General features: G+C 66.5%; 21 protein-coding genes and 1 tRNA gene. 10 read left to right on the top strand and 12 right to left on the bottom strand.

Features of this window, described 5'->3' with window-relative positions:
• Positions 1–59: 59 nt before the first annotated feature.
• Positions 60–278 (bottom strand): translation initiation factor IF-1, encoded by a 219-nt coding sequence (gene infA / locus ACMG4O_RS11520; protein ID WP_067606353.1) that lies wholly within the window; start codon positions 276–278, stop codon positions 60–62.
• 80 nt (positions 279–358) lie between these two features.
• On the bottom strand, positions 359–1081 hold the full coding sequence (locus ACMG4O_RS11515) for an arginyltransferase (RefSeq protein ID WP_142948790.1): 723 nt from the start codon (positions 1079–1081) through the stop codon (positions 359–361).
• Positions 1082–1255: 174 nt separating this feature from the next.
• Here ACMG4O_RS11515 and ACMG4O_RS11510 point away from each other — a divergent pair, with 174 nt between their 5' ends.
• A complete protein-coding gene (locus tag ACMG4O_RS11510) occupies positions 1256–3235 on the top strand; it encodes an acetoacetate--CoA ligase (protein WP_414433820.1) in 1980 nt (659 codons plus the stop codon).
• Positions 3236–3240: 5 nt separating this feature from the next.
• On the opposite strand, the gene aat is transcribed toward ACMG4O_RS11510, so the two are convergent.
• Both aat and trxB read right to left on the bottom strand, forming a co-directional pair.
• On the bottom strand, positions 3241–3948 hold the full coding sequence (gene aat, locus ACMG4O_RS11505) for a leucyl/phenylalanyl-tRNA--protein transferase (RefSeq protein ID WP_142948788.1): 708 nt from the start codon (positions 3946–3948) through the stop codon (positions 3241–3243).
• A gap of 7 nt (positions 3949–3955) precedes the next feature.
• The gene (trxB, locus tag ACMG4O_RS11500; RefSeq protein WP_142948787.1) at positions 3956–4903 is read right to left on the bottom strand and encodes a thioredoxin-disulfide reductase; all 948 of its coding nucleotides are present in this window, start codon (positions 4901–4903) and stop codon (positions 3956–3958) included.
• A gap of 303 nt (positions 4904–5206) precedes the next feature.
• Between trxB and ACMG4O_RS11495 the strand changes: the two genes are divergently transcribed.
• The 5 genes from ACMG4O_RS11495 (at position 5207) to cysG (ending at position 12309) form a co-directional block, all read left to right on the top strand.
• On the top strand, positions 5207–7522 hold the full coding sequence (locus ACMG4O_RS11495) for a DNA translocase FtsK (protein WP_414433819.1): 2316 nt from the start codon (positions 5207–5209) through the stop codon (positions 7520–7522).
• Between the two features lie 12 nt (positions 7523–7534).
• Positions 7535–8146 (top strand): outer membrane lipoprotein chaperone LolA, encoded by a 612-nt coding sequence (gene lolA, locus ACMG4O_RS11490; RefSeq protein ID WP_142948785.1) that lies wholly within the window; start codon positions 7535–7537, stop codon positions 8144–8146.
• Entirely contained in the window at positions 8143–9468 is a 1326-nt protein-coding gene (locus tag ACMG4O_RS11485; protein WP_335628900.1) for a replication-associated recombination protein A, read from the top strand. The genes lolA and ACMG4O_RS11485 overlap by 4 nt, the downstream gene beginning before the upstream one ends.
• Before the next feature lie 107 nt (positions 9469–9575).
• On the top strand, positions 9576–10868 hold the full coding sequence (gene serS / locus ACMG4O_RS11480) for a serine--tRNA ligase (protein ID WP_414433818.1): 1293 nt from the start codon (positions 9576–9578) through the stop codon (positions 10866–10868).
• Between the two features lie 25 nt (positions 10869–10893).
• Complete coding sequence (gene cysG / locus ACMG4O_RS11475; RefSeq protein WP_335628899.1) at positions 10894–12309, top strand: siroheme synthase CysG; 1416 nt, start codon at positions 10894–10896, stop codon at positions 12307–12309.
• Here the strand turns inward: cysG and ACMG4O_RS11470 are convergent.
• The 5 genes from ACMG4O_RS11470 to ACMG4O_RS11450 are packed head-to-tail and all read right to left on the bottom strand — an operon-like array spanning position 12306 to position 14939.
• The gene (locus tag ACMG4O_RS11470; RefSeq protein WP_194856027.1) at positions 12306–13292 is read right to left on the bottom strand and encodes a glycosyl transferase family protein; all 987 of its coding nucleotides are present in this window, start codon (positions 13290–13292) and stop codon (positions 12306–12308) included. The genes cysG and ACMG4O_RS11470 overlap by 4 nt on opposite strands.
• Entirely contained in the window at positions 13289–13558 is a 270-nt protein-coding gene (locus ACMG4O_RS11465) for a hypothetical protein (protein ID WP_142948780.1), read from the bottom strand. The genes ACMG4O_RS11470 and ACMG4O_RS11465 overlap by 4 nt, the downstream gene beginning before the upstream one ends.
• Positions 13558–13869, bottom strand: a complete 312-nt coding sequence (locus ACMG4O_RS11460) for a hypothetical protein (protein ID WP_194856026.1) — start codon at positions 13867–13869, stop codon at positions 13558–13560. Before ACMG4O_RS11460 ends, ACMG4O_RS11465 begins: the two co-directional genes overlap by 1 nt.
• Positions 13862–14257: a sulfurtransferase complex subunit TusD gene (tusD, locus tag ACMG4O_RS11455; RefSeq protein ID WP_228548031.1), complete on the bottom strand. Its 396-nt coding sequence runs from the start codon at positions 14255–14257 to the stop codon at positions 13862–13864. Before tusD ends, ACMG4O_RS11460 begins: the two co-directional genes overlap by 8 nt.
• Positions 14250–14939, bottom strand: coding sequence for a Bax inhibitor-1/YccA family protein (locus ACMG4O_RS11450; protein WP_228548030.1), 690 nt, complete (start codon positions 14937–14939; stop codon positions 14250–14252). The genes tusD and ACMG4O_RS11450 overlap by 8 nt, the downstream gene beginning before the upstream one ends.
• 150 nt (positions 14940–15089) lie before the next feature.
• On the opposite strand from ACMG4O_RS11450, the gene ACMG4O_RS11445 reads away from it, so the two are divergent.
• Both ACMG4O_RS11445 and ACMG4O_RS11440 read left to right on the top strand, forming a co-directional pair.
• Positions 15090–15179: transfer RNA gene (locus ACMG4O_RS11445), tRNA-Ser, on the top strand.
• Positions 15180–15571: 392 nt separating this feature from the next.
• Complete coding sequence (locus tag ACMG4O_RS11440; RefSeq protein WP_067612904.1) at positions 15572–15853, top strand: putative quinol monooxygenase; 282 nt, start codon at positions 15572–15574, stop codon at positions 15851–15853.
• On the opposite strand, the gene ACMG4O_RS11435 is transcribed toward ACMG4O_RS11440, so the two are convergent.
• The 3 genes from ACMG4O_RS11435 to ACMG4O_RS11425 are packed head-to-tail and all read right to left on the bottom strand — an operon-like array spanning position 15837 to position 18844.
• Positions 15837–16868, bottom strand: coding sequence for an ArsA family ATPase (locus ACMG4O_RS11435; RefSeq protein WP_414433817.1), 1032 nt, complete (start codon positions 16866–16868; stop codon positions 15837–15839). The two genes, ACMG4O_RS11440 and ACMG4O_RS11435, sit on opposite strands and share 17 nt — an antisense overlap.
• A 3-nt stretch (positions 16869–16871) precedes the next feature.
• On the bottom strand, positions 16872–17138 hold the full coding sequence (locus ACMG4O_RS11430) for a cory-CC-star protein (protein ID WP_185956919.1): 267 nt from the start codon (positions 17136–17138) through the stop codon (positions 16872–16874).
• Between the two features lie 26 nt (positions 17139–17164).
• Positions 17165–18844 carry a carbon starvation protein A gene (locus tag ACMG4O_RS11425; RefSeq protein WP_414433816.1) on the bottom strand — a complete coding sequence of 560 codons (1680 nt, stop codon included), beginning with the start codon at positions 18842–18844 and terminating at the stop codon, positions 17165–17167.
• Between the two features lie 178 nt (positions 18845–19022).
• On the opposite strand from ACMG4O_RS11425, the gene uvrY reads away from it, so the two are divergent.
• Positions 19023–19676 (top strand): UvrY/SirA/GacA family response regulator transcription factor, encoded by a 654-nt coding sequence (gene uvrY, locus ACMG4O_RS11420; protein ID WP_067607693.1) that lies wholly within the window; start codon positions 19023–19025, stop codon positions 19674–19676.
• A 98-nt stretch (positions 19677–19774) separates the two neighbouring features.
• Positions 19775–21598 (top strand): excinuclease ABC subunit UvrC, encoded by a 1824-nt coding sequence (uvrC, locus tag ACMG4O_RS11415; RefSeq protein WP_414433815.1) that lies wholly within the window; start codon positions 19775–19777, stop codon positions 21596–21598.
• The last annotated feature ends 86 nt before the right edge of the window (positions 21599–21684 follow it).

Here is a 21684-nt window from a genome sequence, read left to right as displayed (position 1 = left end):
AAAAAACCCGGCTTCGGCCGGGTTTTTTTTGCGGGCGCGTCGCTGGCGCCGGCGGCGGATTATTTCATCCGGAACGTGATGCGGCCCTTGCTCAGGTCATAGGGCGACATCTCCACCTTGACCCGGTCGCCGGTCAGGATGCGGATATAGAATTTGCGCATCTTCCCGGAAATATGGGCGGTGATAATGTGGTCATTGTCCAGCTTCACGCGGAACATGGTGTTCGGAAGGGTTTCCAGAACCACCCCTTCCAATTCAATCTGCTCTTCTTTCGCCATCCAGTAAAATTCCGATCTTCGGCTTCAGAGGGAGCGCAATTGTGCCGTAAATGGACTTATCGTGCAAAGGCTATTGACGGTTATCCACCGTCCGAGGTGTGCAGCCGCCAGCGTCCGTCACGCAGCAGCTCCAGCGGCTGGTACTGGCTCTTGTAGCTCATCTTCTGGCACTGGCGGATCCAGTAGCCGAGATAGAGATAGGGCAGCCCCAGACGGTGGCTGGCCTGAATCTGCCAGAGCAGGGCGTTGACACCCAGGCCGCGGGCTTCCTGGTCCGGGTCGAAAAAGGTGTAGACCGCCGACAGGCCGTCGTCCAGGTGGTCGGTGACCGCCACCGCCAGCAGCGTGTCGTCCGCGTCACGGAAACAGTGGAAGCGGGTGTCGGCCCAGTCGCAGGTGAGAAAGCCGGTGAACTGCTCCTCGGAGGGCGGAAACATATCGCCGTCGCCGTGGCGCTGGTCGATATAGCGGGCGTAGAGGCGGTAGATTTCCCGGGTGTAGCGCGCCGGTTCCTCGCTGACGGTAAGGTCGCTGTTGCGCTTGATCAGCCGGCGGTGGCGGCGGCGGGGCCGGAAATCCGCCACCCGTACCCGGGCCGGAATGCAGGCCTGGCAGCCCTCGCAGTGAGGCCGGTAGAGATAGTCGCCGCTGCGGCGGAATCCGAGGCGCGACAATTCGCTGTAGAGCCTGGCATCCAGGGGCGTCTGCGGATCGACGAAAAGCGTGGCCGCCTGCCGGCCCTCCAGGTAACTGCAGGGGTGGGCGGGGGTGCGGAAAAAACGCAGTTCGGACAAATCGCTCATGGCGTCATTCTAGCCCAGCGGCGGCCTCCGGGAATACCGCTTCGGCGCTTTCCTCGCGGCCGCGCCTTGGCTAGTCTGTAGCCGGTTTGTATCCACATAATGACAATCAAAACAACGTCGGTGGCGGTTTAGGGGCTGTGTTGGCCTCCGCCGGGCACCGGCACGGGAGAGCCCATGAACAGCAACAACAACCCGCCGGCGCCGCTCTGGACGCCGGACGCCGACCGCGTGGCCAACAGCCGCCTGACCCACTACATGGACTGGCTGAAGGCCGAGAAAGGGCTGAGCTTCAGCGATTACCCGCAACTCTGGGACTGGTCGGTGGACCAGTTGGAGAGCTTCTACGCGTCGCTCTGGGAATACTTCGATATTCGCCATTCGCAGCCCTATACCCGGGTGCTGGACGGCCACGCCATGCCCGGCGCCAAATGGTTCGAGGGTGCCCGCCTGAATCTCGCCGAGCAGGTGTTCCGCTTTCATATCGGCGACCCGGGCCGCCCGGCCATTGAATCCCGCTCCGAGCTGCGCGGCCGCCAGACCCTCACCTGGGGCGAGCTGCACCGCCAGATCGCCGCCACCGCCGCCAGCCTGCGCGGCCTGGGCGTGGGCCCCGGCGACCGGGTGGTGGCCTACCTGCCCAATATTCCGGAAACGGTGGTGGCGTTCCTGGCCTGCGCCAGCATCGGCGCGGTCTGGTCCAGCTGTTCGCCGGACATGGGCACCCGCAGCGTGCTCGACCGCTTTCAGCAGATCGACCCGAAGGTGATGATCGCGGTGGACGGCTACCGCTACGGCGGCAAGGATTTCGACCGCCTGGATGTGGTCGCCGGCCTGCGCGACGACCTGCCCACCCTGGAGCACCTGGTGCTGCTGCCGTACCTGGATGACGGCGCGGCATTGCCGGGTGCCCGTTCCTGGGCCTCGATGATCCAGCGCGACGCGCCCATGGCGTTCGAGCAACTGCCGTTCGATCACCCGATCTGGGTGGTCTATTCCTCCGGCACCACCGGCATGCCCAAGCCGATCGTGCACGGCCACGGCGGCGCGCTGATCAACGGGCTGCTCAATCACGCCCTGCATCTGGACCTGGGCCCGGACGACCGCTTCATGTGGTTCACCACCACCGGCTGGATCATGTGGAATTCGCAGATGTCCGGGCTGCTCACCGGCGCCACCATCTGTCTGTACGACGGCAACCCGGGCTATCCGGATCTCGGCACCCTGTGGCGTTTCGCCGAGGAGACCGGCATCACCGTGTTCGGCGCCGGCGCCGCCTACTTCCTGAACTGCAAGAAGGCGGAGATCGAGCCGTCGCAATGGGTGGACACCGGACGCATCCGCACCGTGGGTTCCACCGGTTCACCGCTGCCGGAGGAGGGCTACCGCTGGATCATGGATCAGCTCGGCGATGTGCTGATCGCCGCCATCAGCGGCGGCACCGATGTGGCCGCCTCCTACGTGGGCGCCTGTCCGATCCAGCCGGTGTACGCCGGTGAAATGCAGTGCCGCTATCTGGGCACGGCGGTCTACGCCATGGACGACGACGGCCGCATTCTCGACGACGAAGTGGGCGAGCTGGTGGTCACCAAACCGATGCCCTCCATGCCGCTGTATTTCTGGAACGACGAGGGCGGCCACCGCTACCACGACAGCTACTTCGACGTGTTCCCCGGCATCTGGCGCCACGGCGACTGGATCCGCATCACGCCACGCGGCGGGGCGGTGATCTACGGCCGTTCCGACACCACCATCAACCGCCACGGCATTCGCATGGGCACCAGCGAGATCTACCGCGTGGTGGAGGAGCTGCCGGAGGTGCTCGACAGCCTGGTGGTGGACCTGGAATACCTGGGGCGGGAGTCGTTCATGCCGCTGTTCGTGGTGCTGCGCGAGGGCGTGTCCCTGGACGAGGACCTGAAAGGGCGGATCAAGGCCGGCATTCGCGACAACCTCTCCGCCCGCCATGTGCCCAACGACATCGTTGCCGTGCCGGACGTGCCACGCACCCTGACCGGTAAGAAAATGGAGCTGCCGATCAAGAAGCTGCTGCTCGGGCAGAGCCTGGAGAAAGTCGCCAACCCGGACGCCATGGCCAACCCGGAGAGTATCCGGACCTACCAGGATTACGCGGAGCAGCGCGGCACCGCCGGGTAACCGGCTCAGGGCGTGGCGTCGTTCCAGCGGATCGGCGCCTTCGGCCAGGGCAGGGGAGTAATGTCGGTGATCAGGGCGTCCAGTTGCCGCTGGAAATCCACCCGCGGCATCAGGAAGGCGCCCAGGCGCATCAGATGCTCGCTCTCCACCTGGGCGTCCAGCAGGCGGATGCCGAGCCGTGGCGCCAGCCGCCACAGCAGCGCCAGCACGCTTTTCGAGCCGTTGGTGCGGGTCGAAAACATGGATTCGCCGAACAGCACGCCGCCCAGCTGCACGCCGTACAGCCCGCCGGCCAGCTCGCCGTCCTCGAACACGGTGACGCAGTGGGCGTGGCCGAGTGCGTGCAGCCGCAGGTAGGCGGCGCGCATTTCCGGTGTGATCCAGGTGCCGCCGTCGTCATCGCGGGGCGCCGCGCAGACGTCGATCACCCGCTCGAAATCACGGTCCAGGTAGAAGGTCAGGTCGGCATTGCGAAGGTGCCGGCCGAGCCGGCGGCTGATATGAAAATCCCCGGGGCGAAAAACGCACCGGGGATTGGGGGTCCACCACAGGACCGGCTGGCTGGGGTCGTACCAGGGGAAGATACCCCTGGTGTAGGCGCTGATCAGCGTGTCCGGCGCCAGATCATTGCCGGCGGCGAGCAGGCCGTTGGGGTCATCCAGCGCCTCCTCGAGCGGCGGGAAGTCACTTCCCGGCGGCAGCCAGGGAATCACTCTCCGGTCACTCTTCCAGGCTTTCCAGGTACTTCTCCGCGTCCAGGGCCGACATGCAGCCGGCACCCGCGGAGGTGACCGCCTGACGGTAGACGTGGTCGGCCACGTCGCCGGCGGCGAACACACCGGGCACGCTGGTGGCGGTGGCGTTGCCTTCCAGACCGCTCTTGATCTTGATGTAGCCGTTGTTCATGTCCAGCTGGCCCTGGAAGATGTCCGTGTTGGGCTTATGGCCGATGGCGATGAACACGCCCTGCAGCTCCACGTTCTCGGTGGTGTCGTCCTTGGTGGACTTGACCCGCATGCCGGTGACGCCGGAGTCGTCGCCCAGCACTTCGTCCAGGGTGTGGTCCCACATCACCTTGATGTTGTCCTTGGCGAGCAGCTTGTCCTGCAGGATCTTCTCGGCGCGCAGCTTGTCGCGGCGGTGCACCAGCACCACTTCCTCGGCGATGTTGGACAGATACAGCGCTTCTTCCACGGCGGTGTTGCCGCCGCCGATCACCGCCACTTTCTGGCCGCGATAGAAAAAGCCGTCGCAGGTGGCGCAGGCGGACACGCCCTTGCCCATGAACGCCTGCTCGGACTCCAGCCCCAGATACATGGCGGAAGCGCCGGTGGCGATGATAAGCGCGTCACAGGTGTAGGTGCCGGAGTCGCCTTCCAGCACGAAGGGGCGATCCTTGATGTTTACGGTGTGGATGTGGTCGTAGACAATCTCGGTCTCGAACCGCTCGGCGTGCTGCTGCATGCGCACCATCAGGTCCGGACCCTGGAGACCCTCCACGTCACCGGGCCAGTTATCCACCTCGGTGGTGGTGGTGAGCTGGCCGCCAGGCTCGATGCCGGTGATCACCACGGGTTTCAGGTTGGCGCGGGCGGCATACACCGCCGCAGTGTAGCCCGCCGGGCCGGAACCCAGGATGATCAGTCGATGGTGCTGCGCGTCGCTCATTGATTCCTCCACCACGAATTCAGGATTGTTGCCGCGGGCCGCGTGACCCGTCCGGCTGATTGGGCAATAGTTGTGGCATGCACGCCACCTTTCAAGGCGCAAGCAAACTACAATAAATCCTATCGGCCGTGAAGGGCGTACACTCTATGACTTCGATAGGGAACGCCAAGGTCGGACCGCGGGCCGCGCGAAGCGTGGCGCCGCCGCTGGTTCATGGCGCCCGGATTGACTACAATCCTTGTAATTTCAGCTCTTTAGGAAGGATTCCTAAGAAATGGGTTTGACCAACGTAAGAGGCCTCGAGTGACCAAGGCAGCCGCCGGCGCGAAACCGTCCGGGTTTTCCCGCCATCTCAAGAAAGGCCTGATGGAAGGCATGGTGATCGCCCTGATCGCCCTGTCGCTGTATCTGCTGCTGGCTCTGATCACCTACGACAGCGGTGATCCGGGCTGGTCCTACGTGGGCGACGCCGGCCAGGTGAGCAACGCCGGCGGACGCGCCGGCGCCTTCTGCGCCGATCTGTTGCTCGGCCTGTTCGGCTACATGGCCTACGTATTCCCGGTGCTGGTGGCGTTCTGGGCCTTCAAGGTGCTGCGCGAGCGCCACGCCGGGCTGGCCGGCAGCTGGCCGCTGTTCAGCCTGCGGCTGGTGGGCTTCGTGCTGACCATGATGAGCGGCACCGCGCTGGCCTACATGCATTTCTCCGGCGCCGGCCTGTCGCTGCCCGAGGACGCCGGCGGCATCCTCGGGCAGGTGGTCGGGCAGGCGTCGCTGGCGGCGTTCAACGCCCTGGGCGGCACCCTGGTGATGGTGGCGCTGTTCCTGATCGGCGTCACCGTGTTCACCGACCTGTCCTGGATCGTCCTCGCCGAACGCCTGGGCGCGCTGGTGCTGGGCATCGGCCAGAAAGTGCCGGCCTGGTTCGCCCAGCGCCGCGAGCAGCGCGCCGAGCGCCAGGCCGCCCGCGAGGCGCGCCACAAGCGCGCCCAGGTGGTCACCGAAGCGAAGAAGAAACAGGAAAACCGCACCCCGCCCAAGATCGCCCAGCCCGCCAAGCCGGTGGAAAAGAGCGAGCGCGTCCAGAAAGAGAAGCAGCGCGCCCTGTTCACCGCCCAGGTGAGCGGCGATCTGCCGCCGCTGGAGCTGCTCGACGCGGTGGACGACCACAGCAAGGGCGGTTACTCCGAGGAAGCGCTGGACGCCATGTCCCGGCTGCTGGAGATCAAGCTCAAGGACTTCAACGTCGACGCCGAAGTGGTGGCGGTGCAGCCCGGCCCGGTGATCACCCGCTTCGAGATTCAGCCGGCGGCGGGCATCAAGGTGTCCAAGATCAGCAACCTGGCCAAGGACCTGGCCCGCTCCCTGGCGGTGATCAGTGTGCGGGTGGTGGAAGTGATCCCCGGCAAGACCACGGTGGGCATCGAGATTCCCAACGAGCAGCGCGAAATGATCCGCCTCACCGAGGTGGTCGGCTCGCGCATGTTCGACGACGCCGCTTCGCCGCTGACCCTGGCGCTGGGCAAGGACATTTCCGGCAACCCGGTGATGGCGGATCTCGGCAAGATGCCGCACCTGCTGGTGGCCGGTACCACCGGTTCCGGTAAATCCGTGGGCCTGAACGCGATGCTGCTGTCGCTGATGTTCAAGGCCAATCCGGAAGACGTGCGGATGATCCTGATCGACCCCAAGATGCTGGAACTGGCGGTCTACGACGGCATCCCCCATCTGCTCACGCCGGTGGTCACCGACATGAAGGAGGCGGCCAGCGCGCTGCGCTGGGGCGTGGGTGAAATGGAACGCCGCTACCGGCTGATGGCCTCGGTGGGCGTGCGTAATATCGCCGGCTACAACCGCAAGCTGGCCGAGGCGGAGAAGAAGGGCGAGCCGCTCAAGGACCCTCTGTGGAAGCCCAGCGACCCCATGGACCTGAACGAAGAGGCGCCGCTGGCGGTGAAGCTGCCGTACATCGTGATCGTGATCGACGAGTTCGCCGACATGATGATGATCGTCGGCAAGAAGGTGGAAGAGCTGATCGCCCGTATCGCCCAGAAGGCCCGGGCCGCCGGCATCCACCTGATTCTCGCCACCCAGCGCCCGTCGGTGGATGTGATCACCGGCCTGATCAAGGCCAACGTGCCGTCGCGGATCGGTTTCCAGGTGTCGTCCAAGATCGACTCGCGCACGGTGCTCGACCAGGGCGGGGCGGAGCAGCTGCTCGGCCACGGCGACATGCTTTATTTGCCCGCCGGCACCAGCATGCCGGAACGGGTGCACGGCGCCTTTGTCTCAGATGAAGAGGTGCACCGGGTTTGCGACGACTGGCGCAAGCGCGGCGAGCCGGATTATCTCGAGGAGATTCTCGAAGGGGGCTCGGATTTGTCGGCGCCCCTGCCGGGTATGGAAAGCGCCGACGGCGGCGAGGAAGACGACCCGCTCTACGACGAGGCGGTGGCCTATGTCACCCAGTCCCGCCGCGCCTCCATCTCTTCGGTGCAACGTAAACTCAAGATCGGCTACAACCGGGCGGCCCGCCTGGTGGAAGCCATGGAAATGGCCGGTGTGGTGTCCGAAGCCGGACACAATGGCCAGCGCGAAGTGATCGCGCCGCCGCCGGTCTGACAAGGAACCCCTATGTACAAGCTTTTGATGTTGGTAACACTGCTGCCCTCCCTGGCCCTGGCGAACGCCGCCGAGGATCTGGTCGCCAAGCTGCAGGGCCTGGAGAGCCTGCGCGGCGGTTTCGAGCAGACCGTGCTCGACCAGGACGGGCGCCGCGCCCAGGAAGCCTCCGGCACCATGGAAGTGGCGCGCGGCAACCGTTTTTACTGGCACACCGAGCGGCCCTACGAGCAGCTGGCGGTGTCCGACGGCGAAACCGTCTGGGTGTACGACGCCGATCTTGAGCAGGTGGTGGTGCGACCGCTCAACGAAAACCTCAGCGAGACCCCGGCGCTGCTGTTCGGCGGCGACCCGTCGGCGGTGGGCAAGGCGTTCCGCGTTGAAGAGCAGGACCGCAACGGCGACAACATCACCTACCGCCTGAAGCCGCGCGGCAGCGACCCGCTGTTTGAAACCCTGGACGTGACCTTCGACGGGCAGCGCCCGGTATCCATGCGCCTGGAAGACGCCCTGGGCCAGAAAACGGTGATCGATTTCCGCGATCTCACCCTCAACAAGGCGCCCGCCGCGGACCGCTTCGACTTCCAGCCGCCGGAAGGCACCGACATCATCAACCAGCAATGAACGACCTGTTCGAAACCGACAACCGCGCCGCCGCCCAGCCGCTGGCGGCGCGGTTGCGTCCCGCCGATCTGGACGAATACGTCGGCCAGAAACACCTGGTGGGCCCCGGCAAACCCCTGCGCCAGGCCAGCGAGCGCGGTCAACTGCACTCGATGATCCTGTGGGGCCCGCCGGGCACCGGCAAGACCACCCTGGCGTTGATTCTCGCCCGCTCCGTGGACGCCGAGTTCATCACGCTGTCGGCGGTGCTGTCCGGGGTCAAGGACATCCGCGCCGCCGTCGATCAGGCCAAGGCGCGGCTGGGGCAGGGCCGGCGCACGGTGCTGTTCGTCGACGAGGTGCACCGTTTCAACAAGGCCCAGCAGGACGCCTTCCTGCCGCACGTGGAGGAGGGCACGGTGATCTTCATCGGCGCCACCACGGAAAACCCCTCCTTCGAATTGAACAACGCGCTGCTGTCCCGGGCCCGGGTGTACCGGTTGCGCGGCCTGGAACGGGCCGACCTGGACGGCCTGCTCAACCGCGCCCTGGCGGAGCCGGAACTGGCGGACACGGTGATCGAGGACGACGCCCGCGACCTGCTGCTCGGCTACGCTGACGGTGACGCCCGCCGGCTGCTGAATATGCTGGAGATCGCCCTGGACCTCACCGACGGGGAGCAACCGCGCATCGACCGGCCGCTGATGGAAGAGGTGCTGCGCGACGCGGTGCGGCGCTTCGACAAGGGCGGCGACGTTTTCTACGACCAGATCAGCGCGCTGCACAAGGCGGTGCGCGGCTCCGACCCGGACGCCGCGCTGTACTGGTTCGCGCGCATGCTCGATGGCGGCTGCGACCCGCTGTATATAGCCCGGCGGGTGGTGCGCATGGCCAGCGAGGAGATCGGCAACGCCGACCCGCGCGCGCTCACCCTGTGTCTCAATGCCTGGGACGTTCAGGAGCGCCTCGGCAGCCCCGAAGGCGAGCTGGCGGTGGCCCAGGCGATCGCCTATGTGGCGGTGGCGCCGAAGAGCAACGCGGTCTACAACGCCTATAACGCGGCGCGCGCCCTGGTGGCCGCCAACCCCAGCAACGACGTGCCGCTGCATCTGCGTAACGCGCCCACCAAGCTGATGAAAAACGAAGGCTACGGGGCCGAATACCACTACGCCCACGATTTCCCCGATGCCTTCGTCGACGGCGAGAACTATTTTCCCGTGGAGCTACGCGACACCCGCCTCTACGAGCCGGTGGAGCGAGGGCTGGAAATCCGCATCGCCGACAAGCTGCGCACCCTGCGCTGCAAGAACGCTGAAAGTAACTGGAAGCGTTACGACGATTAGGGCAAGGCCTCCTCCTACAAGCTTGCGGCTTTGGATTTTGCTAAACTTCGCGGCCCTGGCCGCTGGCCAGCGAGACGAACGACGATTTATTCCCAAGGGGACCGACCATGCTTGATATCCGTGCGCTGCGCCAGGACGGCGACGCCATCCGTGAAGCGTTGAAAAAACGGCGCTATGACCTGGACCTGGCCGGCTTCGAAAGCCTCGACGCCCGGCGCAAAGAGGCGGACATGCGCTCCCAGGACCTGCAGGCGCAGCGCAAGAAAGCCTCCAAGGAAGTGGGCGAGCTGATCAAGTCCGGCATGGACGTGGACGCCGCCAAGGCCAAGGTGGCGGAAACCCTGAAGACCCTGGACGCGGAACTGGACCAGGAAGTGGCCCGCTCCAAGGCGGTCCAGGAAGAGATTCGCGACTTTCTCATGGGCGTGCCCAACGTGCCCGTGGACGAAGTGCCCGCCGGCAACGACGAAGACGACAACGTGGAAGTGCGGCAGTGGGGCACCCCCACGGAGCTGTCGTTCACCGCCAAGGACCATGTGGATCTGGGCGAGGCGTTCAGCCAGGGCCACCTGGATTTCGAGCGTGCCAGCAAGCTGTCCGGCGCCCGGTTCGCGGTGATGAGCGGCCAGCTGGCGCGCCTGCACCGGGCGTTGATCGATTTCATGCTCGACACCCACGCCGTGGAGCACGGCTACCAGGAACTGTACGTGCCCTATCTGGTGGGCCCGGAGGCCCTGCGCGGCACCGGCCAGCTGCCCAAATTCGAGGAAGACCTGTTCAAGATGGAAGGCGAGCGGGAGCTCTATCTGATCCCCACCGCCGAGGTGCCGGTCACCAATCTGGCCGCCGATGAGATTCTCGAGGCGGACAGCATGCCGCGCCGCTATGTCTGCCACACCCCCTGTTTCCGTTCCGAGGCGGGCAGCCACGGCAAGGACACCCGCGGCATGATTCGCCAGCATCAGTTCGAGAAAGTGGAGCTGGTGCAGTTGGTGCCCGCCGACCAGTCCGACCAGGCCCTGGAAGACCTCACCGGTCACGCCGAGGCGATTCTCCAGAAACTGGGCCTGCCTTACCGGGTGGTGATCCTGTGCGGCGGCGACCTGGGCTTCTCCGCCGCCAAGACCTACGATATTGAAGTGTGGTTGCCCAGCCAGGGCCGCTACCGGGAAATCTCTTCGTGCTCCAGCTTCCGGGATTACCAGGCCCGCCGCATGCAGGTGCGCTGGCGCAACCCGGAGACCGGCAAGCCGGAATTGGTACATACCTTGAATGGTTCCGGTCTGGCCGTGGGCCGCACCCTGGTGGCGATCCTGGAGAACTACCAGAACGAGGACGGTTCCGTGACCGTGCCCGAGGCCCTGCGGCCCTACATGAGAGGCCTGGAACGGCTGAGCTGAAGGCACGCCGGGAGGACGCAACGCCATGGATTTTCTGCCCCTGGGGCTCAAGCTCGCCGGCCACACCGTGGTTGTGGTGGGCGGCGGCGACACCGCGCTGCGCAAGGCGCGCTTGCTGCACCGCGCCGGGGCCCGCCTGCGTCTGGTGGCGCCGCAATGGCGCGCCGAACTGCAGGCCCTGGTGGAGCGGCAAGGGACCGGCGGTGAGTGTCACCGCCGCGCCTTCCAGGACGACGACCTGGAAGGCGCCCGGCTGGTGGTGCTGGCCACCGACGACGGAGCGCTCAACGAGCGTGTCGCGGCCCTTTGCGCCGCCCGGGGCGTGCCGGTCAACGTGGTCGACCGGCCGGACATCAGCAGTTTCGTGTTCCCCGCGCTGATCGACCGCGATCCCTTGTTCATCACCATCAGTTCCTCCGGCGTCTCGCCGGTGCTGACCCGGCGGCTGCGGGCCCGGCTGGAAGCCTGGCTGCCCAGCCGTTGGGGGCGCCTGGCCGGCATTCTGGGCCGTTTCCGGGCGCCGCTGGCGCGGGCGTTGCCGGACCGCAAGGCCCGCGAAGCGTTCTGGGAGCGGCAGCTGGACGGCCCGCTGGTGGAGCAGGTGCTCTCCGGGCATGAATCCGAAGCGGAGGCGGCGCTGCACGCCGCCGTGGCCCACGCCGACCAGGAGCGTCCGCCGCCGGTGGACGGTGAGGTCTATCTGGTGGGCGCCGGCCCCGGCGACCCGGACCTGCTCACCTTCCGTGGCCTGCACCTGCTGCGAAAGGCGGATACGGTGCTGTACGACCGGCTGGTGGCACCGGAGATTCTCGCCCTGGCCCGTGAGGACGCGGAGCTGATCTACGTGGGCAAGGCCCGCGACCGGCACACCTTGCCGCAGGACAACATCAACGATCTGCTGGTGCATTACGCCCGCGAGGGCAAGAAGGTGTGCCGGCTGAAGGGCGGCGATCCCTTTATTTTCGGCCGTGGCGGCGAGGAGCTGGAAGAGGTGGTGGCCGCCGGCATTCCGTTCCAGGTGGTGCCCGGCATCACCGCCGCCAGCGGCTGCGCCGCCTACGCCGGTATTCCGCTGACCCACCGGGACCACGCCCAGTCGGTGCGCTTCGTCACCGGCCACCGCAAGGACGGCAGCGTGGATCTGAACTGGGCCGGCCTGGTGGCGGAGCAGGAAACCCTGGTGTTCTACATGGGGCTGGTGGGGCTGCGCGAAATCTGCGCCCGGCTGATCGAGCACGGGCGCGCGGCGGATACCCCGGTGGCGCTGGTGTCACGCGGCACCACCGACGCCCAGGAAGTGATCACCGGCACCCTGGATGACCTGGCCGACCGCATCGAAGGCCGTGAAATCCACGCGCCCACCCTGATCATCGTCGGCAGCGTGGTCAGCCTGCACCCGCGCTACCGCTGGTTCGGCGCTGCTGATACCGGCGGCGCTTAGAGCCGGTCCCGGCGCCGCGCTTCCCACAGGGCGGCGGCCGCCTTTTCGCCTTCCTCCAGGCTGGCGACCTTTTCCAGCCCCCACAGCACCGCCGCCACGGTCTTGATCACCGCGGCCTCGCCGTAGGCATCGTCCGCCTGGCCGCGCCACAGCGCCTGCAGGGGCGCCACGGACACTTCGCCCGGCGGCGTCTGGCGGCCCATGGCGGCGCTCAGCACGCCCTCCGCCGGCTCGCCGTGGCGCAGCCCGGTGAGGGCGGTGCGCGCGTCCGGGCGGATCTCCAGCTCGCCGCCTTCGCCCTTGAACAGCAGCAGGTTGCGGTCGCCGCAGGCGCTCGCCGCGCCCAGATGCAGCTCCAGATAGGCGGGGTGGAACACGCTCTGCATGCTCAGCGGCGCGGCCGCCGGGTTGAGGCTGCGCGCCAGCGTATTGATCGGCGAGCGCAGGCCCAGTTGGAAGCGCATCATCAGCAGCTCGGGCAGGGCCGGGCAGAAGTGGCCCAGATCCAGATAGGTCAGGCCGTCGCTGTCCAGCTGCTCGCCGGCCTCGGCCACCGAGGCCGGCAACGCCAGGCCCAGCTCCGCCAGCATGTCGTCGCTGTAGCGGCGGTTGGGGGTATGCGCCGGGCCGCCGTGCATCAGAATGCGCAGGCCGTTGTCGGCCAGCAGGCGGGCGGCCAGCAGGTACCAGGGGTGGTGTTTCTTCTTGCCCGCGTAGCTGGGCCAGTCCACGTCGACGGCGGGCAGGGCGGCGAGATGCTCCCGGCACACCGGCCGGCAGGCGTCCAGGAAGCCGGCCAGCTCTTCGGTGGTCTCCTCCTTGACGCGCAGCAGCATCAGGAAGGCGCCGACCTGGGCCGGTTCCGCCTCGCCGCGCAGGATCATCGCCATTGCGTCGGCGGCTTCTTCCCGGGTGAGGCTGCGCCGCGCCCGTTTGCCACGGCCCAGGGTGCGCACATAGGGCGCGAAAGGATGTTCGCTCATGAGCTCTCGGTGTCGTACCAGCCGGTGACCGGACCCTGTTCGGCGATCAGGGCCACCAGCCGGTCGTAGTCAATGGTTTCCAGATCCGCCGGGCGTGCCGCCGGCGGGCCCTCGGCGAGCAGAAAGCCCGGCCCTTGCAGTGGAAAGTCGGCGGCCACCAGATGGCCCTGGTCGACGAACACGCACAGATCGCCGCTTTCGTAGACCGCCAGGCAGTCGCGGCCGGTTTCGCTGTCCAGGTCGTCAAAGCCGATCAGGTGCAACATTATAAGATGACCAGTTGCGCGGCGCTGTGCCGCAGCCCGTGAAGCGCGCTGTCGTCCAGGCCCTCGATGCCGTCCAGCCCGGCGGGCAGATCGTCGCGCCGGGCCACGCAGCGCACGCCGAAGCCGGTAAGCTCGGCGAGCAGGTCCCCATGGTCGGCGCGCCGCGCCAGCACTTTCAAGGGCGCCGCCTCGAACCAGACCAGGGTGGTGACGCCGAAGGCGGCGCCGGTAAGTGCCATGTCCACGCTTTCGCGCCAACCGCCGCCGCGGCCCGGCGCGTGGCCCACCAGATAAAGCACTGAATCAGCCAAAATGCACCACCCGGTCGCTTTGTGTGAGGGCGTCCACCCAGTCGCCCAGCCCCACCAGCGTGAAGCCGTCCGCCAGGGTGCCGCTGACGTCGTTCAGACCGGCGCGGCGGGCCTCCTCGCTGTCACTGATACCGCGCTTGAGCGCGGCGCCCACGCACACCGACGCCGGCCAGCCGTGCTCGGCCACCAGCGTCTGCCAGCCGCGCTGGGCGTCACAGGCCAGATCGCCACGGCAGGCCAGACGGTTGGCCAGATGGACACCGTCGCCGTAGAAGAAGATGCGATAGAGCTGGTGGGAGGAACGGGCCACCGCCTGGGCGGTGTGAAGGGCGGTGAGGGCGCCGGGCCGTTGCGGCCCGGCGGTCACGAGCAGACTGACTTTAATCATTCCCGCTAAGGGCGGTGAGAATATGCAGCAGGGACAGGAACAGGTTGTAGATCGACACGAACAGCGTGACCGTGGCCATGATGTAGTTGGTCTCGCCGCCGTGAATGATGGCGCTGGTCTGCCACAGAATCAGCAGGGACGAGAGCAGCACGAAGGCGGCGGACACGGCCAGTGACAGCGCCGGGATGTTGAAGAACACCGCCGCCAGGCCGGCCAGGAAGGCCACCAGAATGCCAACCATGATGAAGTTGGTCATGAAGCTGAAGTCCTTGCGGGTCACCAGCGCGATACCCGACATGGCCACGAAGATACTGGCGGTGCCGCCCAGGGCCAGGGACACGATTTCCATGCCGCCGTTGATCTGGGCGTACATGTTGATGATCGGTCCGGTGGTGAAACCCAGCCAGCCGGTCAGGCCGAACACGGCGAGAATGCCCCAGGAACTGTTGCGCAGCTTATTGGTGGCGAACAGCAGGCCGAAGTAGACGCCCAGTGTCACGAACACATTGACGTAGCCGATGCCCATTGCCATGGCGAACACCGCGGCGCCGGTGGCGACCATCAGGGAAAGCCCCAGCAGCATATAGGTGTTTTTCAGGACCTGAGCGGCGCGCTCGCCGGTGACCGCCGTCGCCGCATGCTGACGGTGGGGGGCGGTGTACGGGTTCGGGTGGTTGCTCATACTCGGACTCATTGCTTGAGGGTGTTCCATGGATAATAGGGACACTCGCGCCAAAATCAAGATTTCCCTCTTGAATCACACGGTTATGGCAGCCTTATTGACCCGGGACCGTTGACTGCGAAAGCGTCTCAGGTATGATTGGCGCCCATCGGAGAGGTGGCAGAGTGGTCGAATGCAGCGGTCTTGAAAACCGCCGAGGATTTGCGTCCTCCGTGGGTTCGAATCCCACCCTCTCCGCCAGACGCGGACAAAAGCGCCCCAAGGGGCGCTTTTTTTATGTCCGCGTCTGGCGGAGAGGGTGGTTTCATTCGAACCCACCGGTTCGACCGAGCGGCGCAAAGCGCCGCGAAGGACCGCCGCCAAAGGCGGCGGCCCCGAAGGGGTGAGCCGGCGTAGCCGGCGAATAATCCCACCCTCTCGGCGCGCAAAGCGCGCCCAAACCTCTCAGCCACCACCAAATCCCTCGACTACGCTCCCAAAACCCGCTCACTCGAGTTGTTCCCAAGTCCTTTCCACCCCAATCCACGACGCAAAACCCCATGGCCGCGTCCACACCGCTGTGCCAGCATGCTTGCTCCATTTTCGGAATCTCATTCCAAAAGAGTTATTCCACAAACAAAAAAGGAATCACCATGCTCGGTATCGTAGCTATCCTCACCGCCCAACCCGGCAAGGGCGACGCGCTCGCCGCTGAGATGAGCCGCATCGCCGTGGAAGTCCGCAAGGAAGAGGGCAATCACGGTTACACCGTCCACCAGTCCGTGGACGACGGCGACACCGTGATGATTTATGAGCAGTACAACGATCAGGCGGCGCTGGACGCCCACCGCGAGAACATGAAAGGCCTGGGTGGTGGTTTGAAAGACCTGCTGGCCGGCCGGCCCGACGTGAAATTGTTCAACGTGGCTGGCTGAAGCGCCCGGCGAACGCCTCCAGCGCGTCGCCCCCCTGAATATCGTCGGCCAGCAGCGGCAGAGTGAGGCGGGGCAGGGCGCCCAGGCGCTGGTCGATGTCCGCCGTCAGCCGTTGCTCCCGCTCCCGGCGGGCGCGGAAGAAGGCGCCCTCCGCCTCGTCCGGCAACACCCGGTTGATGATCATTCCGGCCACCGGGATCCGGGCCTCGCCGAGGCTGGCCACGGCCCGTTCGGTTTCCAGGATCGGCAGCCGCTCCGGGGTCAGCACGAACACAAAGCCGGTGTGGTCGGTGTCCTGCAGCCGCCGCCGCGCGCGGTGGAAGCGTCGCTGCCGCTCGAGCAGTGGCGCCGCCAGCGCCCGGGCGCGCTGGTCCAGCCCTTCCAGTTCCCGGTCCTCCGGTTCCCCCAGCGGGCTCTCCAGGTCCCGCCCCGGCGTCAGATGGCCCAGCACCTTGCCCAGCTGTTCGGTGCGCCGGTTCTGCTTTAACAGGCCTTCGCTCCAGGCCGCCATCAGTTCCGGCAGGCTGAGCAGCCGCAGGGTGTGGCCGGTGGGGGCGGTGTCGAACACAATCAGATCGAAGCGGTCCTGCTGATCAATGATCGTCGTAATGCGCTCCAGCAGGGCCGCTTCCTGGGCCCCCGGTGATTGGCGGCTGAGGCGCAGCTGGCGCTCCAGTTCCGGGCGCTGGTCGGCGCCGGTGAAGCGGGCCATCTGCGCCCGCACGCGTTCCAGATGGGCGTCCACCTCGCTGTCCGGATCGATTTCCAGGCCGGTGAGGTTGGCCGCCAGGTCGGTTTCCCGGTCGCCGATCTCCCGGTCGAAGGCGTCCGCCAGGCTGTGCGCCGGGTCGGTGGACACCAGCAGTACGCGGCGTTCCAGGCTGGCGGCGCGCAATGCCAGGGCCGAGGCCACCGTGGTTTTCCCCACGCCGCCCTTGCCGCCCACCATTAACAGGCGGCGCCGGCGCAGCAGGGTATCGATATCCAGAGCGGTGTGGCGGTTCGGGTCGGGCATGAATCAGCAGCAGCGGAAGTGGTCGAGGGGCGAATGGGGCATGCCCATGCGTTTGTGCCAGTCGTGGAAGCGGTCCAGCAGCAGCGGCTGCAGCTCCAGGGTGTACCAGGTGGCCGGGTTGGGGATGCCGAGGGTTTCGGAGAACACCATCAGCATGAACAGATCCTCCTCGTCCCGCCGGGCCCGGGCGATCGCGGCCCGGTAGGGGGCGTTGTAGTAGCTCGCCCCCAGATCGCCGGCGCGCCGGTACCAGCGGCGCAGCCGGCCGATCAGACGCGCCGCCGGTTGCGTGCCGCTCAAGAGGCGCTCTCGTCGTTGGCGGCGCCCTTGGCGCGGCGCAGCGCGGCCACGCACTCCAGGGTGACCAGCACCGCCGCCACCAGCACCACCAGGTCCAGACCCAGCAGGAACCAGTTCTCCTTCTCGAAGAAGTCGCGCAGCTGCATCAGCAGCGCGGCCAGGGTCATCACCAGCAGGAACACCAGCGGGCCCAGGGTGTAGAAGGTGGGCCGGCCGCGGCGCACCAGCATCACGGTGATCACCAGCAGGGTGAGGCCGGCCAGCAGCTGGTTGGTGGTGCCGAACAGCGGCCAGATCAGCAGCCCGCCGGAGCCGTCCGCGCCGCCGGCGCCGAACGCCAGAATCAGGCAGCTGGCCACGGAGAGCAGGGTGGCGGGCAGCGCCTTGCGCATCCAGCCGATGTTATAGATCTCGCCCCATTCCTGGAAAATGTAGCGCTGCAGACGCAGGCCGGTGTCCATGGTGGTGCCGGCGAACAGTGCCGCCATCACCGTGAGCAGGGTGGCCGCCACGGTCACTTCCATGCCGGTGCCGGCGGCGAGAATAAAGGCGCCGCCGTCCACGAAGGCGGTCAGGCTGCCCTGGCCGAACGAGGAGTAGACCGCCTGCCAGTCGGCCAGCGAGGCGAAGCCGGCGGTGGCGGCGATGATCGCGGCCAGCGCCAGGGCGCCTTCACCCACGGCGCCGAAGTAGCCGACGAAGCGGGCGTCGGTTTCCTTGTTCAGCTGCTTGGAGGTGGTGCCCGAGGCCACCAGGCCGTGGAAGCCGGAAATCGCGCCGCAGGCGATGGTCACGAACAGCAGCGGCAGCATCGAGGGGGTGCCTTCGGGCACGCCGAAGTTGATCATCGGCGCGACAACCGTGGGGCTGGCGATGATCACCGCGCCGTACAGCAGGATCAGGCCGACAAACAATTGCAGGCCGTTGATGTAGTCCCGGGGCTGCAGCAGCACCCACACCGGCAGCAGCGACGCGATCGCCGCGTAACCGAACAGAATCAGAATCCAGAGCGCGTTGGGCGACAGGCCGGCGGTGCTTTCCGGCAGCGTCACCGGCACCGAGGGGCCGATGTAGATCAGTGCGTAGAGCGCCGCCACGCCGACCACCGAGACCAGGCCCAGGCCGATCTTGCGGCGGTAGATCAACTGGCCGATCACCAGGGCCACGGCGATGGCGCCCCATACCGGCACCACGGCGCCGGGGTTGTTGATCAGCAGCTTGGCGATCACCACCCCGAACACCGCATTGACCATCAGCAGCACCAGGAAGATGACGATCATGAACACGCTGCGGGCGCGTCCGCCGACCACCTCGCCGGTGAGCGCGCCCACCGACTTGGCGCGGTTGCGCACGCTGGCCCAGATCGCGCCGCTGTCGTGGACGCCGGCGAAGAAGATGGTCCCCAGCACCACCCAGAGAAAGGCGGGCAGCCAGCCCCAGATCACCGCGATGGCGGGCCCGACGATGGGCGCCGCGCCGGCCACCGAGGTGAAATGGTGGCCCCAGAGCACAAAGCGATTGGTGGGCACGAAGTCGACCCCGTCCTCGAACTCGTGGGCCGGGGTGCGGAAATCCGGATCAAGCTTGTAAATCTTCTCCGCGATAAAGCGGGAGTAGACAAAGTAGCCGGCGGCCATGCCGCCGAGGCCCAGAACCAAAAGCAGAATCGCGCTCATCGGTCTTGTCCTTGTTGTGAGATTGGCCGGGTTTCAGAATTACCCGTCACGCCCTGGCACGTCAATGCGACCCTGGTCGAATCGTGACGCCGGCCACTAGGCATCCAGGCCCCGGCGCGCTAGGCTTGATGGGTTCAAAACACATCCACTATCAAGGACGCTAAGTGGGGAGGATAAAATGATAAAAGTACTGGTGGTCGACGACCACGATCTGGTTAGAACCGGCATCACCCGCATGCTCGGCGATCAGGAAGGGATTCGTGTGGTCGGCCAGGCCGACTGTGGGGAAGAAGCGGTACGCCTGGCCCGCGAGCTGAGCCCGGACGTGGTGCTGATGGACATTAAAATGCCCGGGATCGGTGGCCTCGAAGCGACCCGGCGGATGCTGCGCCAGGACGACGGCCTGCGCGTGATCGCCGTGACCGTCTGCGAGGACGAGCCGTTCCCGTCGCGGCTGCTGCACGCCGGCGCCGCCGGCTACCTGAGCAAGGGCGCCGACCTGGAAGAGATGGTGCGGGCGATCAAGGTGGTGAGCACCGGGCAGCGCTACATCAGCCCGGAGATCGCCCAGGCGATGGCGCTGCGGCCCTTCGTGCCGACCCCGGACGCGCCGCTGGACATGCTCTCCGAGCGCGAGCTGCAGATCATGATTCTGATCGTCAACTGCCACAAGGTGCAGGACGTGGCCGATCAGCTGTGCCTGTCGCCGAAGACGGTGAACACCTACCGCTACCGCATTTTCGACAAGCTGGGCATCAGCAGCGACGTGGAAATGGCCCTGGTGGCGGTGCGCCACGGCATGGTGGACGCCGACGAAGCCAACCCGGCCTGAGGGTCCGGTCGGCGGGCGGAAATGACCGGCGCGGGCTTGACAGTATCGCGCCAGTGCCGATCCTATGCAGCCTGTCGTTCGCCGACCCCGGAGTGGCCTTGCCGCAATTCGACGCCAAGCAGTTTCTCGCCCATTGTGCCCGCAAGCCCGGTGTCTACCGGATGCTGGACGACGATGGCGGGGTGCTCTATGTGGGTAAAGCCCGGGACCTTCGCGCCCGGCTGAATTCCTATTTCCAGAAAAACGTCACCGGCGCCAAGACCCGCGCGCTGGTGAGCCGTATCGCGGGCGTGGAGACCACCGTCACCGCCAGCGAGGCGGAGGCGCTGCTGCTCGAGCAGTCGCTGATCAAGTCCCTGCGCCCGCCGTACAATATTCTGCTGCGCGACGATAAGTCCTACCCCTATATCAAGATCACCACCTCGGACGAGTACCCGCGCATGACCTTTCATCGCGGCAAGCGCCGGACGGGCAGCCGCTATTTCGGGCCCTATCCGAGTGCCGGCAGCGTCCGCGAAACCCTGGCGCTGGTGGAGAAGGTGTTCCGCGTGCGCAACTGCCGGGACAGCTTCTTCCGCAACCGCACACGGCCGTGCCTGCAGTACCAGATCGAGCGCTGCACCGCGCCCTGCGTGGATTTCGTCAGCCGCGAGGCGTACGCCGAGCAGGTGCGCATGGCGATGGATTTTCTCTCCGGCCGCAGCCGCCAGGTCAGCGACCACCTCACCGAGCAGATGGAGAAAGCCGCCGAACAGCTGGATTTCGAACGGGCGGCGGAACTGCGCGACCAGCTCGCCGCCATCCAGGCGGTGCAGCAAAAGCAGAACGTGGAAACCGACCGGGGCGGCGACGTGGACGCGGTGGCCATCGCCGTGCGCCACGGGCTGGCGGTGGTGGAGGTGCTGATGGTGCGCCAGGGCAGGGTGCTCGGCCATCGCAGCTTCCGGCCGGATACCCGCGGCGAGGAAGACAGCGATGAAATCCTGGAAGCCTTCCTGGCCCAGTACTACCTGGGCGAACGCGACGACCAGTCGATCCCCAGGGAGATCGTATTGCCCGGCGCGCTGCCCGGGCAGGCGGCCCTGCAGGAAGCCATGGAAACCCATCTCGGCCGCCGCATCCGGCTGGCCGCCCGGGTGCGCGGCCAGCGCCAGGCCTGGCTGAACATGGCTCGCACCAACGCGGACCAGTCCCTGCACGCGGATCTGGCCGCCCGGGAGCACCTGGAACAGCGCTTTCATGCACTGGAAACCCTGCTCGAGGCGGACACGCCGATTCGCCGCATCGAGTGTTTCGATATCAGCCACACCCAGGGCGAGCGGGCGGTGGCGTCCTGCGTGGTGTTCGACCAGCAGGGCGCGCGCAAGGCGGACTACCGCCGTTTCAACGTCAGCCCGGAGCACGGCGGTGACGATTACGAAGCCCTGGAGGAAGCGGTACGGCGCCGCTACCAGCGGGTGGTGAAGGAAGAGGCGAAGCTGCCGGACCTGTTGCTGATCGACGGTGGCAAGGGGCAGATGCAGCGCAGTTTCGAGGTGATCCAGAGCCTGCACCTGGACAACCAGGTGCTGGTGATGGGCATCGGCAAAGGGCCCAGCCGGCGCCCGGGCCTGGAAGTGCTGTACCTGCCCGACGGCCGAGAGCTGGTGCCCGGCGGTGCCCACGCGGCGCTGCACTTATTGCAGCAGGTGCGTGACGAGGCGCACCGCTTCGCGATCACCGGCCACCGCGCCCGGCGCGGCAAGGCCCGCCGGTCCGGTCTGGAAGACATTCCCGGCGTCGGCCCCAAGCGGCGCAAGGCGCTGCTGAACCATTTCGGCGGCTTGAAGCAGCTGCGTAACGCGTCCCGGGAAGAGCTGGCGCGGGTGGAAGGCATCAATGCCCAGACCGCCGAGACGCTGTACAACTGGTTTCACGAATAATCAGCGGCGATGCCTTCACCCCGGCCGTTTCAACAATGAGGCCGGCGCCGCTTTCCGTTATACTCACTTTTTCCGCCGACGGCATA

The organism is Alloalcanivorax venustensis (assembly GCF_047495515.1).
Taxonomy (GTDB): domain Bacteria; phylum Pseudomonadota; class Gammaproteobacteria; order Pseudomonadales; family Alcanivoracaceae; genus Alloalcanivorax; species Alloalcanivorax venustensis.
This window is presented reverse-complemented; position numbering and strand designations above follow the sequence as displayed.